The organism is Enterobacter sp. Sphag1F (assembly GCF_014193275.1).
Classification (GTDB): Bacteria; Pseudomonadota; Gammaproteobacteria; order Enterobacterales; family Enterobacteriaceae; genus Pantoea; species Pantoea symbiotica.
In genome coordinates, this window is record NZ_JACHZD010000005.1 from 443,547 (window position 1) to 457,909 (window position 14,363).

Below are 14,363 nucleotides of genomic sequence, written 5' to 3' on the forward strand. Positions count from 1 at the left end.
CCCCTTACACGAGGTTTTACCATGTCTGACATCACCATTTATCACAATCCCGCCTGCGGCACTTCGCGTAATACGCTGGCGCTGATCCGCAACAGCGGCGCAGAACCCAACGTAATCCATTACCTTGAAACCCCGCCGACGCGTGAAACGCTTGAAGCGCTGATTGAAGCGATGGGTACCGGCGTACGGGCGCTGCTGCGTAAAAATAGTGACCCGTATGAACAACTGGGCCTCGCCAGCGACAGCTTCTCAGATGAAGAGCTGCTGGACGCCATGCTGGCTCACCCGATCCTGATTAATCGCCCGATAGTGGTAACGCCGCTTGGAACAAAGCTTTGCCGCCCTTCAGAAGTCGTGCTGTACATTCTGCCTGATCCGCAGAAAGGTCCGTTTACTAAAGAAGATGGCGAAGTGGTGATTGGTGCGGACGGTAAACGCGTCAGCCAGTAATTAGAAAGGATGAAAAGAAAAACCGGCGAAACGCCGGTTTTATCAGATGCTGCGCTGGTTAACCCTGGCTGAGAGCTGCTCCGCGCTCTCCTTTCTCTCGCTGTAGCGATCGGTAAGATAGTCGCTGCGCCCACGCGTCAACACGGTGAACTTCATCAGTTCTTCCATCACGTCCACGATACGCTCGTAATAGGCCGACGGCTTCATCCGGCCCGCTTCATCGAATTCTGTCCAGGCTTTTGCCACGGAAGACTGATTAGGGATGGTAATCATGCGCATCCAGCGTCCCAGAATGCGCATCTGGTTGACCGCGTTAAAAGACTGAGAGCCGCCGCTGACCTGCATCACCGCCAGCGTTTTCCCCTGCGACGGGCGCACCGCGCCTGTTGACAGCGGTATCCAGTCAATCTGCGCTTTCATCACGCCGGTCATCGCGCCGTGACGCTCTGGTGAACACCACACCATGCCTTCTGACCACAGCACCAGCTCGCGTAGCTCGGCAACCTTAGGATGCGTTTCGGGGGCATCATCGGGAAGTGGTAAGCCGGATGGATTAAAAATCCTGACTTCAGCGCCCATCGCCGTCAGCAGTCGAGCCGCTTCTTCAGTGGCGAACCGACTAAACGAGCGTTCACGTACAGAACCGTACAGCATCAGTATACGCGGCGCATGAGTGGGCTCTGTTGCCAGCAGCTTTTCGGTCGTCACCGGTGCATCAAACAGGTCAGCATCGATATTGGGTAGCGTCATATCCGTCAGGTTCATTCTGTTTTCTCAGTTAACTGTGTTGGCAGGTTGAAGCCACATCCACCTTCTCCGCTACAGCACTCTTCGACGAGAAAGGCCAGCAGTTGCTCAAGCCGCTCATACTGTGGGAGACAAAAAAGTGTTCGCCCCTGTCGATCTTGCCGGATAAGCCCGACAGACATCAGCGCGGAAAGATGATGGCTCAGCGTGGATGCAGGAATATCCAGCAGCTTCTGTAAATCGCCGACCGGCAGCCCGCCGTGTCCGGCTTTAACCAGCGCTTTATAGACGGCCAATCGCGTGGGATGGCCGAGTTCTTTTAATGCGCTGGCTGCGGTATTCATGTCCATGATGCCTCCTTAAATCTATATTTCCAGAATAATGGAAATATAATTCAAGTCAACGAGTGTGATTGTGTTGTCATGTCCTCAATAAGGAAAATGTCCGCTGTTCGCTCATGGCGGACATCCGTTTAAATATGTGCGCAACTAATTTGAGTCAAAAGATCAGCTTCTTCCATTCACTGCTTCGCTCATCGTTATATTTGTCTGTCATTGCCTGATTTGAGTGCCCCAGAAGTGTTTGCGTATCGATGCCCTGAGCTCTGTAAAGCCGCTCAGACAGAGAGCGCTGCTCATGGAAAGAGGGGGCCTGGCCTTCCTCCCACATTAATCCTGATGCTTCTCTTGCCAGCCGAAAATTATCTCGCAAAGAGTGCGGTTTAACCTGTTCGCCTCTTTTAGAGGGGCCTTTGTCGTCGCGATGATGAAGCAGGTAGGGGCTCAGAATTCTGTCACGACATTGTCCGATGATTTCGCGCAAGCTGATACCCAGCGCATTACAGTGTAATGAAAGTGGCAGTGCTATGCGTGCGCCTGTTTTCTGCTGAACGATGTGCAGATGATCATCCCACACATCGGAAAACCGCATTTTCGAAATATCACTGATGCGCTGCCCTGAAACTACAGCAAGCAACATGGCGCGTTGCATATACCGGGGTTTTTCTGCATGGGCATAAATCTTTTTCCACGTAGGTAAATCAAGTCTGGCTCTCATAACTTTTGCCCTGGGTGTACGGGTCGATAACGCTGGGTTAAAGCCCGGGCTGACTTCACCTGCGCGTTGCGCCTCCTTAAAGAAATCAATACAAATCGTTCTTACAAGAAGCGCCATACTGTTTTTATTTCGTTCGAGGTAAGGCTCCATCAAGGCGTTGATGTCTTTCACTGTGACTTGATCAAGAGGCTTCATACCGATTTCTGGCACCAGAACGTCGAGCACCAGTTTCTTCTGCTGAATCGTCTTCGTTTTTAACTCGCCTGACTTAACGCGTCGTGTTTGCAACTGAAGATATTTTTCTGACCAGCCTGAAGTCGTTATTGACGTGTTCAGGCTTTCCGCCAGTTTATTCCTCGCTTTGATGAGATGACGCATCTGATTCTCAGATAATCTGGAGTTAGCTTCAATTGCGACGGCTTTTGCTTCCGCTTCATCGGTGCCTAAACCATGAAATTTACCTGTGACAGGATGCTTATATCGCCAGTAAACGCGTTTTGTTCTGGCATCAGTAAAACAGGACAGATTAGGGATGATGACATTATATTTACGTGGCCTGGCCATCCTCTAATATCCTTTTCAATCTCACGTTATCACTTTGCCTGATTTCAGGACTGGACTGTACACCGATGAATCGCGCAGAGCGTTCAACGCGCCAGATATTTCCAACTTTTACCGGAGGCGGAAATATCATTCCATTCCTGGCATATTTGCTGAGTGTAGCGGAGCCCGGAATCGGATTGCCGAATTCCTCTTCCGCCCAGGCAGATAACTTAATCATGCGAGACATTATATTCTCCGGTTAAAAATTTAATCGGTTACCACGAAGTGGAAGAGTCATTTCTTTAAAGTATCTATCAGGAAAAATATTCTGAAAAATGATGTCTGTTTTTAAGCGTTCATAAATGAAAATTCGCACGCAAGGCGCGATAATAATTATCGATGTTAATTGACTACCCGGATTTCAGTGCTTCTTTCTCGGCTTTAGTGGCGAGGCGGGAGTAGCCCATACGACTGCGAATCAGTACCGGCTCCTTTTTCTTCCATTTTGCTACATCACGCTCCCGATATTTTCGGGGTGCATTCCCATTAACCGAGGCGATAACGTGTTCCTCATGTACCTCTTTCACGCTGACCCGCCAAACAGAGAGTGTGCTAATGGTTGTATTACCCATCTTATGCCGATACAGCTGCCAGGCCGTATCACCAGGTTTCAGGGAACTAATTTTCATTTGCTCTCCTGTGCTTAATTGCGCGAAGTTCCTTCTCATGATCGCTGCGGCATTCGGTGTCACAATAATGGCCCTTGTCGACTGGCTCATCACACCAGAGGCATTTACCGGTGAACATTGCCGTCACACGCGGCCGGTAAGCCAGCGCTAATTCAATCATCTGAAGCTCAAGTTCTGATGCTGCATCTATCGGATCTGGATGTGTCATTTCGATTTCCTGTAGGCAATAAAAAACCGCCTCATTGGGCGGTTTTTGCGGTTTTACTGGCTTCATACTTTCTTCGTATTTCAATCATCCTGATGTAAAAGTCATACAACTCTTTGCGCATGCTGTTTTTCATGTCATCAGGTAGCGGCTCTTGCAATTTCATCCATTCATCAAGTTCAGGTTTGCACTGTACGTAGGCATCATCCACAACTTCTTTAGCGGGTATGGTTGAATTAATGAAGGGAATTGTATGGTCATTCAAACAACGAGTTTCTGGCGTTCCGAATGCTTTGTCGTCTGCTGCCGCAGACATCGAGAGAAATGCTCCCGTAAATAAAATCCATTTCACAGCTTATTTTTCATCCTTCATATTTACCGGGTCCGATCCCCGTGGAAATTTCATCGACTCCTGTCGGTAAAACTTTAGCCTTCACTCATGAAAGCTAACCATTCTGCCCAGCAGTTTTCTGGGTCGATATCCCTGTAGCCACGACTCTCTGACATACTCAAAGCCGCTTAAGCGTCCACGGAAATGGCGGTGGCGTTATCCCTGATACCTAATACCTCCAACTCAGTTAGAGGCGAGCCTTTCTCATCCGCTTTAGATAGCAGCAAGGCAATAAGCGAAGGCACAAAGACGATCGTCATTTATCCGCATCCTTCTGATAAAACGGGTCACTGCCACGCGGAAACTGTAGCGCGACATTCCTGTAAGGCTGCAGGCGCTCTTTGAAGTACTCTCACAAATTTACAGGTTGCTGCATTTCTGCTTCATGTGGAACGACGGGCATATTCATGCGCTCTTTGAACGCAACTCGAGACGCGGAAAAAATCGACGTTGTCTTGTCACGCTCTTCTCTGCCAGGGGCTGTTAAGTTGTGATTTATGGGTTATATCGCCCAATTGTCTGCGTGAGGATAAAACCTGCCGCAGCAGGTTCATTTGTCCATCATTTAATCTGGAATATCACTTCGCCTTCTGGCGATAACTGCCGGGTATATGTCATGCCTCTTTGCGGCAACCTGCTGGCTAAAATCTCTTCCATCACATCCAGCGCATGACGATTTTCATCAGTCTGGCGAGCTTTGAATGTGAGGGGTGTATCTGAGTTTTTATCAGCCGCATCGACCATTGCATTTGCAATGTCCGGGTATGTTATTTCTTTTTCTGACACTACTTAATCTTCCTGTAACCAATCATGCAAAATCGGCGGAAGGTTACATTACTCGGCGGTTTGCATAAACGCTTTTTCACACTGTAGCGCTACACGGTTAATGTGCTGCTCCATCGCCTGCAGCGACTGCACATCTTCAAGCCTCACGTCGAGGTGAATCAGCGCGTGAATGGCCTGACTTAACTTTGTGTAGTAGCCGACCAGTTGCTGCCATTCCTTACCAGCGTTATCGCCTTCCTTGGTGATTTTCTTCTCGCGGATGATGTTCTGATACTGGTCAGCGGTTAGGACGTATTTTTCGCTAATGTCGATTTGCATGGTATTTCTCCAAATTTTGGGCGTAAAAAAACCTGCTGGAGCAGGTCGACTTGAATCAATATTTATTAACCAATAGGCTTGGGGTGGTATTTAAAAATAGCTTTCACTATATCTTCATCAGATGGCTCATCCCCACAGACACCAATCAAATAACCGCCCCTTTCTTGATAGACAGTTTTAACAATAAATGTAGCGTTATAGCTACTGAAAGATAAACGAGCTTGGGATTGGTGAGGTTCTATACTGGATCCAAAAGTTACCTTTTCCACTCCGGGCGCGACTTGTTCTTTCTTTCCATGATGCCCGGCACCGAATAACATAATATCATTCACTTTTGCCCGTCCTCCTTCTGATAAACCGGGTCACTGCCACGCGGAAACTGTAGCGCGACATTCCTGTAATGCTGCAGGCGCTCTTTGAAGTACTCACGCAAATCTGCAGGTTGCTGCATTTCTGCTTCATGTGGAACTACGGGCATGTTCATGCGCTCTTTATATGCAACGCCAGACGCGGCTAAATCAACGTTGATACGATCGCGTTCTTCTCTGCTGCGTGTTGCCAGGTTTTGAGACATGCAGTTGTCCTCCTCACTTGATTATACCGCGCTATCCTTAAAAAGGAGGTGCCTATGTGTGGTCGATTTGCGCAGTACAGCAGCAGAGATGAATACTTTGAATCGCTCGGCCTGAAGGCTGACGAAATCCAGTATGACCCGGAACCGATCGGGCGGTTTAACGTCGCTCCTGGCACGAAGGTGCTGTTGCTTAATGAACGTGACGAAGAGCTGCATCTCGATCCGATCTACTGGGGCTACGGGCCAGAGTGGTGGGATAAACAACCGCTCATCAATGCACGCGGCGAAACCGCAGCTACCGGCCGTATGTTTAAACCACTCTGGAATAACGGCCGGGCCATTGTGCCGGCTGACGGCTGGTATGAATGGAAAAAGGACGGCAGCAATAAGCAGCCATATTTCATCTACCACAAGAAGAAAACGCCGCTGTTCTTCGCTGCCATTGGTAAAGCGCCATATAGCAAAGGTCACGATAAAGAGGGCTTCGTCATCGTCACGTCACCCAGCAACAGGGGCATGGTCGACATTCACGATCGGCGCCCGCTAGTGCTTACTACTGATGCTGTTCGTGAATGGCTCAGTCAAGAAACTACACCCGAGCGCGCGCTGGAGATTGCTGCCGATGCTGCAGTGCCGGAGAAGGATTTCTCCTGGCATCCGGTTAGCAAGAAAGTTGGGAATATCCATAATCAGGGAGATGAGCTATTGGAAGAGATAGATGATCCCGTGGCGTGATTGTGCGAATTATTAAAGCAGCATACAGCCTGTATTTAGAATCGAGCTCTGACGAATTTTGTCGAGCATCTCTCTGACTTGAGCCTGATACTACCAACCAAAAGATATGCCTGCCGCGACGCCAATGCTTTTATTGCTGTCATAACTCATATATGCGCTGCTCCTGATTTGTTCACTCAGTCTGAATTGTGATCCGAATGATACTGCCCCCTGGCCACCATAAGAACCCGCCCCGAAACCAAAACTAAAACGTTTGCCCTCAACGAAAGGTATGGCCGACATTGACATAGCGGAACTTACACCAGCCATTGCTTTGTGATGGTAGTTACCGATGCGTTTATCCATGGCAGCAAATCTATGTTCGGTCTTCGTTTCAAACCGTTGTTGATTTAAGTCGAGTTGATTAATTTTCGTTGTATTTTCTGATATCAGGCCATATGCGTCAGATATTCTTTTGTTGTTATTGGTGATCTTTTCAGTGTTTAGGAGTATTTTTTTCTCGTCATATTTTATTTTTATGTCATTAATGATGGTGTGCAATTCGTTGTTGTTAATTATCTTTTGCTGTTCTTCGATTTTTTCTTTGTTGGTATTAATGTCACTTTTGTTTTTATCAATACCCTGTTTGTGTTCATCTATTTGTTGTTTGTTATAATTTATTTTCAACTCCTGATCATTAACTTTCAATTCCAGAGAGTTAAGCTTAATGCCATCAGTGAAAATTTGGTCACGGTTGTGTTCGATATCCTCTTTCATACTACTGACATCTGTCTTGTGTTTACCGGGATGGAAAATTCTCACATCGGCGTGTGCTGGTGGAAAAATGAACATGGTTGTTGTTAAAACCATTAGTAATTGATTTGGTTTCATAATGATTTCTTCTGTTATTTAGGATCGAGGAGAAGAGGGGGGGGGGGTAAAAAATGCGATGTTTTTCGCTATCAGATTTCTGGCTGATCGGCTAAAAAAATACATTGTGTGGTGGTGAATTGTTTTATTGTCGTTATTTTTTTGAGAAGTAATAAGGCGCTCGATTACAGCGTCGACGTTTTTTAGTAGGGTTCAAAACATGGCTGTCAATTTTGGGGTTTTTATTTTCACTCCCCTTTATATTTTTCAAGCCAAAGGCCTCATTTCAGGATGAGGCCTTTGGCTTGAAAATGTCTCCGGGAAATGTGTTCCTGAAGGACTGCTGATTTATGTCTCCGTTTACCAGCCAATCGATATCCCGGCGGCAATGCCCAGATTCCTGTTACTGTCATAACTCAGATAGGTGCTACTTCTCATAATCTCGGTCATTTGGAATTGAGAACCTATAGCCAGTGAGCCCTGGCCACCATAAGAGCCAGATCCCACTCCAACGCTGACATCCTTGCCATTAACGAAAGGTATGGCATTCATTGCCATTGCAGCACTGATGCCAGCCATAGCCTTTTTATGATTTTTTGCGACAGTTTTATCAATCTTCTGAAATCTGTTGTTTGTCAGTTGCCTGAACTCATCAATCTCGCCAGTCAACTGATTAAATGAATTCGAATTGTTCTGAGTTTCTCTATGAACTTCTTCAATTTTAACTTTGTTGTTCAATACCCCTTTCTTGTTGTTCAGGATTTCTTTTTTGTTTTGTTCGTTAGTGGCCTTGTTTTTGAATGTGTCATCTTTGATCGATTTTATATCTGAGCTGTTTTTATTAATGTCTTCCTTGTTTCCCTTGATATCTTTCTTTATAACAGGGAGTTGTTCATTGTGATTAAGTACATCTGAATGGGTCTTAATGATGGTTTTCTGTAGGGCTATAAACTGCTTTTTGAGGTCAGCGAGATCTTCAAAGCAAGTGTCAGCAATGCAAAAGCTTGCGTAAGAAGGTGCAGGTAAATTTATAAAGGCAAGAAGCGAGGTGATGAATATTCGGTTTTTCATTTTTATCTCTTTAGCTAGTTAATATGTTAATCCATGGTGCTTATATGGATGTCATGAATAGAGGGGTGCTAAAAGTGAATGTTAAAAAACAGGTAAAAAGTGCTGCCCTGGTTAATTAATCCTCTTTTTCCGATAGCGGTGTGAGCAGAAGGTGCTGGAACACCCCTTTACACATATCTACTCTGGCAGTTGCAAATAAAGGACTGATATAGTCGTTTCCATCACCGTGCATGTCGAGATGTTCCATCGCAGCCTGATGAGTTGTAAAAAGAAAATCCTTTTCATTCCTTACGTGCCTGACCATCCAGGCAACGGGAGATGATGTTAAAGAGAGCTTTGCAAGAACATATACAATTTGTTCTCCAGGTGGGGATGACGCATGACTGAGATGGTCATCAATATAACGCAGGATTTTTTTATTCATGTTTTCTTTTTGCCTCAAAAATATTTTAGCTCCAATGATTTTATTTCCAGTCAGGGATTTAAATATTCCATATATTATTAATCTTGTACTTAATGTTGGGTGCGATGAACTTAACATTGATTTCATAATGGATGAAGTCAGAAAAGTGAATAAATTCTGAAACTGTATTTTTCCCTGGTGTTGGCAAAATGAAATATAAGACCATTTTTAAGACCAGCCATTACGTAAAACGCTATGGCAAAACTGGCTGCGATGTTCTGACCATTCAGCATTGATTTGCCTTCTGGAAAGCCGGGATGCTTTCAGCCAGAGTTTCCCGGCTCTTTCATATTCACCAAAACTTTCCGCAATGGCTGCTGCTTCAGCGACATAATAATACCGGATGTTACGAACATTTCTTTTTACACTCATTCCCTGGCTCATTTTTACACCTGTGTTCACAACGTTATTTCAGACTGGCTGCTTCTTCAATTTCTGCTTTCCTTACCAGAAAGACATCGGTCGCTTTCTCCAGCAATTCGGGCGTTGCAGCCAATACCTTTGATGCATAGGCATAACACCGGGCCAGCGCACTGACGGTCTTGGCGTTCATCGCAGCCTCACAGAAATCGGTCAGCAGCTTACCGGGAGTCCGTTGATGATCATCCTGATCGTTGTCGAAAACTTTCGCTTTCCCGGCAGAACACTGTGCTGATTTTTGCTCAGAAGCTGTAACTACGGAATGCTGTGTAGCTGGGGTGGGCGGTGGCGCTGTTGCTGGCGTATCGGATGCGCTTTGGTCAACATCTGATGCTTTATCTTCAACATCACTGTGTTCAGTTAACGCCTCGGCTTGCTGCCTGGACTGATTGATCAGTGCGTTCAAGTCGGTCAATGTGGATTTAGCGGGAGTAATATCTCGCTCAACTGTGGGAGCAGTGTCAATTTCATCGGTTGTATAAACGCCCAGGATGACATCGGGGCAATGCAGTCGCGCCCACCGTTTGACGGCGAGATAAGCCAGTTGTTGTTTGGGGTCACTTGCCCACAGTGTGGAGTTGCGCACCTGCGCCTGCGTTAAAAGGATTTCCAGCTCGCGTGGCTGTTCCTCATTCTTCATCGTTGCCCAGACACGAACGCCACAACCGGATTCATCGTCCAGTGTCCATCCGGGAGCCGTGTACTTATTTCCCTTTGATGACGTTTTTTCAGTGAATTTGCCGATGACCTTTTCCCACGGACCAAACCAGGCATACTGAATCCGATCGCGTGTAGGGGCCATTGTCGAGATGACGGCGTTAACCAGCTGAGCTTCATAACCCAGCACGCCGTTAACCATGAAGGTTTTCTGGGCCACAGCAAACGGGTTCATGCGCCACTGCACCGCCTGCATTGTGACGGCGAGGCAGTCTGAGGCTTTTCCGGCGAGGTGCGCAGGTACAGTCACCCGGCTGCCGGCCATAATCTCGGCGAAACGCACAAGCTTATCCAGTGCATCCGGGCTGAAAATTGTGGCTGCCGTGCTGGTGTTTTCTGACGTGGGGTCCACTGGTTTATTCTGCATCACTGATTCTCCTGTCTGCGTGCCCATACCGGGCGCTGGATTGTCTCAATGCCGCCCCAGTAATCATTGAGGCGGCAGTGGTGGAAGGTGTCGAGATTCTGGCGAAAGAGTTTCATGCCTGAATGCATATCATCGTCATGCAGTTCGAACGTCCGAACGGGGTAACGCCCGCAATCGATGGTTTCGCTCACCGCAATAAAGACGAACTGAGGGTATTCCTGGAAGCAACGGTAGAAACCCTCGCAGTACATTGCGGCCTGCACGTGATACCGGAATTCTTCGATGTGACGGGAAAAACGAGACATGTCGGCGACCTTCTTTACATCAAGGATGACAGCGCGGTTGGCCAGATATTTGTCGGGACGGATTCGACATAGCTCATCGGTTTCACTGTCTCGCCAGTAGATTGAAGATTCGCAATACCCCTCGTCTTTCAAAAAGTAACTGGCTGCGGGGTGAGCCATTGCACTGTCTCGCATCAGCAGGAGCTTTCGTCCCTGTTCAGCATCCAGAACGGTCATATTCATCCTGCTGGCATCGTCCAGGAATGTCTGCTCTTCAGCCTTGCCCTGATTTGTGCGGCGGTTGAAAGCGGGGGCCACGATATAGCGCTTATCAAATTCACCGGGTTCCAGCAGCATGCAATGCAGGGCGCTACCCATATCCAGTGCGGCTGTTTTTTCAGGATCGACAGGCGCATCCTTACGCCATTTGTAGATGGCAGGGTTCAGCGCCACATCATCAAGCTGCGACTTACTGACCCCCGGGCCTGCGTGGTAGTCTTCATTACTGATGTTGTGATACACGCCGGGTTTTACTGGCATGGCTCCTCCCATTTCAGTAATACCTGCAGGTCATAGTTTTCATTTGCCTGGTGGTAAGCAAGGTTAAGAATGAAGTCCCGATACTCTTCATTCGCTTTACCGCCGAAACAGCATTTGCTGGCGAGTGGATGAAGCAGGGAAGCCCTGAATTCATCAAGCGTGTCAGGAAAGAAGGTCAGAAGGCGTGCGGCTTCGTCGTCTATCCACTGCTCTTTTCGAATGGCATCCTGTTCTTCCGCATCGAGCTGTTCTTTTCTGCGCTCGAGCTCAATGAATGGCATCATGGCTTGCCCTCCTGAAGAATGATTTCGGTCAGTCTGTCAGTCAGAACCTGCAGTAGCGGTTTGGGAGGACGACGGCTAAAGCTGGCACTGCTCAGAATGTTCTTTCGGCTGAACTCGACAGAATGGATGGGGTGAAAAGGACGTGCGCAGGCGGCATCGCCCCTGATGTTTTTGTTCATCATGGTGAGGTTCCTGTAAGTGGGACTGGAGAGAGGTATTGCTGAGAAAAGGCTAAGCGAGGCTAAAAGAGGTCAGTTCTGGATTTCACTTAGCGCCTGATAACAAGGATTTCAATCACGACCATTTTCAGACTGGCTTTCGTACTGCTGTCCGGTAACCGGGTTCCTCCGGTCATAGCACCCTGCAAATCAGCACCTTCCAGCCTGGCTGTACGCATGTCCGCATCACGCAGATTGGCAGCCATTAACTTTGCATGGCTGAAGTCTGTGTTTAATAAAGTAGTGCCAGATAGGTCAGCGAACGGCATAAAAGCCCGGCAAAGCAGAGTGTTGTTCAGACTGGCTCCCTGTAAATTTGCGCCAATCATAATGGCGCGGGTCAGGTCAGCGTTATCGAGAGGCGCGCCTCTCAGGTCCATAAAACTCAGATCGGCACGCTTTCCTTTCTGACCCTCTGAGCGGACCCAGATTTTGTGGGCACGCAGTATGATTTCAAGTTGTGAAAGGTTCATGGTGTTACTCCATTGATTAACGGGTAAAAGGTGATGGGCTGACATGTTCTTCCTGAGTAAAAGGAGAACGGGCGAATGAGAACTTTGCTAACGGGGCTGCGTTCTGGTGTGTGTGTAGCGGAACTGACCAGCGCGCCTGAGCGGAGTGTGTCCACGTAATGAAGACTCAGCAGGTTCATCGGGTTGTTCAGGGTAAGTAAGACATAGATGCAAAACATTCATTTAAACTCTTCCCGCCTTGCTGCCGCGCGGGCTTCATAGATGGATGATGTTTTGCCAGAAATAATTGTTTTCAGACAAAACACACCCGTTGTCGATACGTTTGCTTCGGATGCCGCGTTGAGGGCTGCATTAGCTACACGCGCATGCTTAAGCAAAGAAAATATGCAGGATTTAATGACGAGCATGGATTGTTCGCCATTTGTGATGTACGTGATTTTCACAGGGTCAACTCCGTGTAATAACAGGGCGAATAGATGGTGGGGATCAAAGCCAGTCTGGTCTTTCACCTGTTCCCGTATAAAAGTCCAGAATATCCAGGAGTCTCGGATAGAATTTAATTGCACGTTCGCCGTCCATCGATTCAATTTCTTTTTGTCTGAATCGTCGCCAGTCTTCGATTGAGTGCGTCTGACAGCCAGCACTTAATGTGACGCCATGCGTAATTTGAATACTGTATTCCTCACCCATAATAAGCCATGTATTTGCAGGTAAGCGGGTCCCGAATAAATGGGCGCCTTTCAGCTTTGTTCCCGTTACATCAGCAAGGCGTAAATTAGCATCATGAAAGTCGGTGCAAAATAAACTGGAATGGCTCAATGACGCGTAATCAAACTTTACGTGAGTAAAATCAGATCTCTCCAGATTGCATCCATTCATTGCAGCATGACGTAGTTTTGCCCGGCGGAAATTACAGTCGCTGAGATTGCATTTATTAAAGATACTCTTCTCAAGGTTGGTGTTATAAAAGTTGTGATCAGATAAGTCACTGTGGCTAAGTACTAACCTTTTTCCTTCTTCGCCTGCGGACTGAAGCCAGACGTTATGTTCCTGAAGTAGCGCCAATAATTCCTCTTCTGTCATTGAGTTCTTAGGCGTTTTTACTGGACGAGTTACAATTGACAGGTCATGCATGTTTGATTCCTTCTCAGATTTCTTTGTCATAATCGGCGTGGCTCAGTAATAACCATTTTCTCCCTCCGTTTTTGGAGAGAAGACGCCAGGAAGGAGTCACGCAGATGGAAAGATAGCCATGCCGGATAGTGCGTCTTGGTTTGATTTGTCCCAGACGCCATTGCCTGAGGAGACAGCGTGCCCGGATGTTGACGCGTTCTGGTACCTTGTGTTTATTCATGGTTGGCCACCCATTCATCAGCGCATGACGCCGCAAGTTTCTGAATGAACACCCAGCGAATGCCTTCTCTGAACCTGACGAAGACTAGTGTACGCCTGAGAGAACTGGCGGTGAAAATGTGCCAGCCATATCGGTATTGATAAATCATTGTTTACTCCGGATGGGCGAGATAAGTACTGGAAGGGGATAAATGCCTGCTTTTAACCACATCAGGCGAGGTGGTTCCCTGCTTTGCACAGTCAAAGGAAATTGATAAATTCATCCTGCACAGTTAATAAGGAAGAGCATATGGCTGAATTTACAGTTCGCGTGGAGTTGCATGGCGCAACATCTGATGATTATGAAAAGCTACATGAATCAATGGGCGCTCGGGGTTATTCCAGAGAGGTTATCTCAGATGATGGACAATGGTTTAACCTGCCCACAGCAGAATACGTTGCGTCAAAATCATATACAGCCACACAGATAAGAGATGAAGTAAGGGTTGTGGCGAGTGCAATCAGTCAGAGCAACTGGGTATTGGTAACTGAATCAAAGGAGCGATCCTGGTATCTGTCCACTAAGTAGGTAAGTTGCCACCTTCACGGCAATTATCATTATTTGGCGGTGATACATAGCCGCCACTCTCAATATGGCTTATCAGTCGCATCACGTTCTCCGGACTGGCAACCTCGCACCAGATTTGCACAATTTGCATTCGTTTATTTAGCGGCATCTGTCCGGAACCAAGAGCGTCCTTGGCCAGCACATGCTTATCTTTTATTTTCATGATAATGCTTTCCATACTCTTTACCTTTTCCAGTTGTTATTGATGAGGTGATGCTTTTAA

26 protein-coding genes and 2 pseudogenes are annotated in these 14,363 nt (G+C 47.2%); 3 read left to right on the top strand and 25 right to left on the bottom strand.

The window, feature by feature from the left end; translation table 11 throughout:
• Positions 1-21: 21 nt before the first annotated feature.
• Complete coding sequence (arsC, locus tag FHW71_RS18105) at positions 22-450, top strand: arsenate reductase (glutaredoxin) (protein WP_008109297.1); 429 nt, start codon at positions 22-24, stop codon at positions 448-450.
• Positions 451-492: 42 nt separating this feature from the next.
• Here arsC and arsH read toward each other — a convergent pair whose 3' ends face one another.
• From arsH to FHW71_RS18170, 13 genes and pseudogenes are all read right to left on the bottom strand, one after another.
• Positions 493-1,215, bottom strand: a complete 723-nt coding sequence (arsH, locus tag FHW71_RS18110; RefSeq protein WP_008109299.1) for an arsenical resistance protein ArsH — start codon at positions 1,213-1,215, stop codon at positions 493-495.
• A complete protein-coding gene (locus tag FHW71_RS18115; RefSeq protein WP_008109300.1) occupies positions 1,212-1,547 on the bottom strand; it encodes a metalloregulator ArsR/SmtB family transcription factor in 336 nt (111 codons plus the stop codon). Before FHW71_RS18115 ends, arsH begins: the two co-directional genes overlap by 4 nt.
• A 148-nt stretch (positions 1,548-1,695) precedes the next feature.
• A complete protein-coding gene (locus FHW71_RS18120; RefSeq protein WP_008109301.1) occupies positions 1,696-2,817 on the bottom strand; it encodes a phage integrase Arm DNA-binding domain-containing protein in 1,122 nt (373 codons plus the stop codon).
• Positions 2,801-3,043, bottom strand: a complete 243-nt coding sequence (locus FHW71_RS18125; RefSeq protein ID WP_008109302.1) for an excisionase — start codon at positions 3,041-3,043, stop codon at positions 2,801-2,803. Before FHW71_RS18125 ends, FHW71_RS18120 begins: the two co-directional genes overlap by 17 nt.
• A gap of 163 nt (positions 3,044-3,206) precedes the next feature.
• A complete protein-coding gene (locus FHW71_RS18130) occupies positions 3,207-3,485 on the bottom strand; it encodes a hypothetical protein (RefSeq protein ID WP_008109303.1) in 279 nt (92 codons plus the stop codon).
• Positions 3,475-3,759, bottom strand: coding sequence for a hypothetical protein (locus FHW71_RS18135; RefSeq protein WP_157179251.1), 285 nt, complete (start codon positions 3,757-3,759; stop codon positions 3,475-3,477). Before FHW71_RS18135 ends, FHW71_RS18130 begins: the two co-directional genes overlap by 11 nt.
• The gene (locus FHW71_RS18140; RefSeq protein ID WP_238541752.1) at positions 3,725-4,042 is read right to left on the bottom strand and encodes a hypothetical protein; all 318 of its coding nucleotides are present in this window, start codon (positions 4,040-4,042) and stop codon (positions 3,725-3,727) included. The genes FHW71_RS18135 and FHW71_RS18140 overlap by 35 nt, the downstream gene beginning before the upstream one ends.
• A gap of 74 nt (positions 4,043-4,116) precedes the next feature.
• A pseudogene (locus tag FHW71_RS18145) lies at positions 4,117-4,341 on the bottom strand (hypothetical protein).
• Positions 4,338-4,580 (bottom strand): annotated as a pseudogene (locus FHW71_RS24070) (DNA polymerase III subunit theta). Before FHW71_RS24070 ends, FHW71_RS18145 begins: the two co-directional pseudogenes overlap by 4 nt.
• Positions 4,581-4,642: 62 nt before the next feature.
• Positions 4,643-4,867 (bottom strand): hypothetical protein, encoded by a 225-nt coding sequence (locus FHW71_RS18155; RefSeq protein ID WP_008109308.1) that lies wholly within the window; start codon positions 4,865-4,867, stop codon positions 4,643-4,645.
• Positions 4,868-4,915: 48 nt separating this feature from the next.
• Positions 4,916-5,185 (bottom strand): DUF5405 family protein, encoded by a 270-nt coding sequence (locus FHW71_RS18160; RefSeq protein WP_179452308.1) that lies wholly within the window; start codon positions 5,183-5,185, stop codon positions 4,916-4,918.
• Between the two features lie 65 nt (positions 5,186-5,250).
• A complete protein-coding gene (locus FHW71_RS18165) occupies positions 5,251-5,517 on the bottom strand; it encodes a hypothetical protein (RefSeq protein WP_008109312.1) in 267 nt (88 codons plus the stop codon).
• Positions 5,514-5,759: a DNA polymerase III subunit theta gene (locus FHW71_RS18170; RefSeq protein WP_008109314.1), complete on the bottom strand. Its 246-nt coding sequence runs from the start codon at positions 5,757-5,759 to the stop codon at positions 5,514-5,516. The genes FHW71_RS18165 and FHW71_RS18170 overlap by 4 nt, the downstream gene beginning before the upstream one ends.
• A 54-nt stretch (positions 5,760-5,813) precedes the next feature.
• Between FHW71_RS18170 and FHW71_RS18175 the strand changes: the two genes are divergently transcribed.
• Complete coding sequence (locus tag FHW71_RS18175) at positions 5,814-6,494, top strand: SOS response-associated peptidase family protein (protein WP_179452307.1); 681 nt, start codon at positions 5,814-5,816, stop codon at positions 6,492-6,494.
• A gap of 90 nt (positions 6,495-6,584) precedes the next feature.
• Here the strand turns inward: FHW71_RS18175 and FHW71_RS18180 are convergent, their stop codons facing one another.
• The 11 genes from FHW71_RS18180 to FHW71_RS18230 form a co-directional block, all read right to left on the bottom strand.
• Positions 6,585-7,364, bottom strand: coding sequence for a YadA-like family protein (locus FHW71_RS18180; protein ID WP_179452306.1), 780 nt, complete (start codon positions 7,362-7,364; stop codon positions 6,585-6,587).
• Positions 7,365-7,703: 339 nt separating this feature from the next.
• Positions 7,704-8,414 (bottom strand): YadA-like family protein, encoded by a 711-nt coding sequence (locus FHW71_RS18185; protein ID WP_179452305.1) that lies wholly within the window; start codon positions 8,412-8,414, stop codon positions 7,704-7,706.
• Between the two features lie 115 nt (positions 8,415-8,529).
• Positions 8,530-8,955: a hypothetical protein gene (locus FHW71_RS18190; RefSeq protein WP_179452304.1), complete on the bottom strand. Its 426-nt coding sequence runs from the start codon at positions 8,953-8,955 to the stop codon at positions 8,530-8,532.
• Positions 8,956-9,045: 90 nt separating this feature from the next.
• Positions 9,046-9,261 (bottom strand): ANR family transcriptional regulator, encoded by a 216-nt coding sequence (locus FHW71_RS18195; RefSeq protein WP_085982364.1) that lies wholly within the window; start codon positions 9,259-9,261, stop codon positions 9,046-9,048.
• A 22-nt stretch (positions 9,262-9,283) separates the two neighbouring features.
• Positions 9,284-10,381: a RecT family recombinase gene (locus FHW71_RS18200; protein WP_179452303.1), complete on the bottom strand. Its 1,098-nt coding sequence runs from the start codon at positions 10,379-10,381 to the stop codon at positions 9,284-9,286.
• Positions 10,381-11,205, bottom strand: a complete 825-nt coding sequence (locus FHW71_RS18205) for a PD-(D/E)XK nuclease-like domain-containing protein (protein WP_091003949.1) — start codon at positions 11,203-11,205, stop codon at positions 10,381-10,383. The genes FHW71_RS18200 and FHW71_RS18205 overlap by 1 nt, the downstream gene beginning before the upstream one ends.
• The gene (gene gamL, locus FHW71_RS18210) at positions 11,196-11,489 is read right to left on the bottom strand and encodes a host nuclease inhibitor GamL (protein WP_091003946.1); all 294 of its coding nucleotides are present in this window, start codon (positions 11,487-11,489) and stop codon (positions 11,196-11,198) included. Before gamL ends, FHW71_RS18205 begins: the two co-directional genes overlap by 10 nt.
• The gene (locus tag FHW71_RS18215; protein ID WP_008109331.1) at positions 11,486-11,671 is read right to left on the bottom strand and encodes a hypothetical protein; all 186 of its coding nucleotides are present in this window, start codon (positions 11,669-11,671) and stop codon (positions 11,486-11,488) included. Before FHW71_RS18215 ends, gamL begins: the two co-directional genes overlap by 4 nt.
• A gap of 86 nt (positions 11,672-11,757) precedes the next feature.
• Positions 11,758-12,225 carry a pentapeptide repeat-containing protein gene (locus tag FHW71_RS18220; protein ID WP_081530094.1) on the bottom strand — a complete coding sequence of 156 codons (468 nt, stop codon included), beginning with the start codon at positions 12,223-12,225 and terminating at the stop codon, positions 11,758-11,760.
• Positions 12,226-12,398: 173 nt separating this feature from the next.
• Entirely contained in the window at positions 12,399-12,623 is a 225-nt protein-coding gene (locus tag FHW71_RS18225) for a hypothetical protein (protein ID WP_146001287.1), read from the bottom strand.
• 43 nt (positions 12,624-12,666) lie between these two features.
• On the bottom strand, positions 12,667-13,314 hold the full coding sequence (locus FHW71_RS18230) for a pentapeptide repeat-containing protein (protein WP_179452302.1): 648 nt from the start codon (positions 13,312-13,314) through the stop codon (positions 12,667-12,669).
• Between the two features lie 508 nt (positions 13,315-13,822).
• Between FHW71_RS18230 and FHW71_RS18235 the strand changes: the two genes are divergently transcribed.
• The gene (locus tag FHW71_RS18235; protein ID WP_036649777.1) at positions 13,823-14,101 is read left to right on the top strand and encodes a hypothetical protein; all 279 of its coding nucleotides are present in this window, start codon (positions 13,823-13,825) and stop codon (positions 14,099-14,101) included.
• Here the strand turns inward: FHW71_RS18235 and FHW71_RS18240 are convergent.
• Positions 14,094-14,318, bottom strand: coding sequence for a hypothetical protein (locus FHW71_RS18240; protein ID WP_008109339.1), 225 nt, complete (start codon positions 14,316-14,318; stop codon positions 14,094-14,096). The genes FHW71_RS18235 and FHW71_RS18240 overlap by 8 nt on opposite strands.
• Positions 14,319-14,363 lie beyond the last annotated feature (45 nt).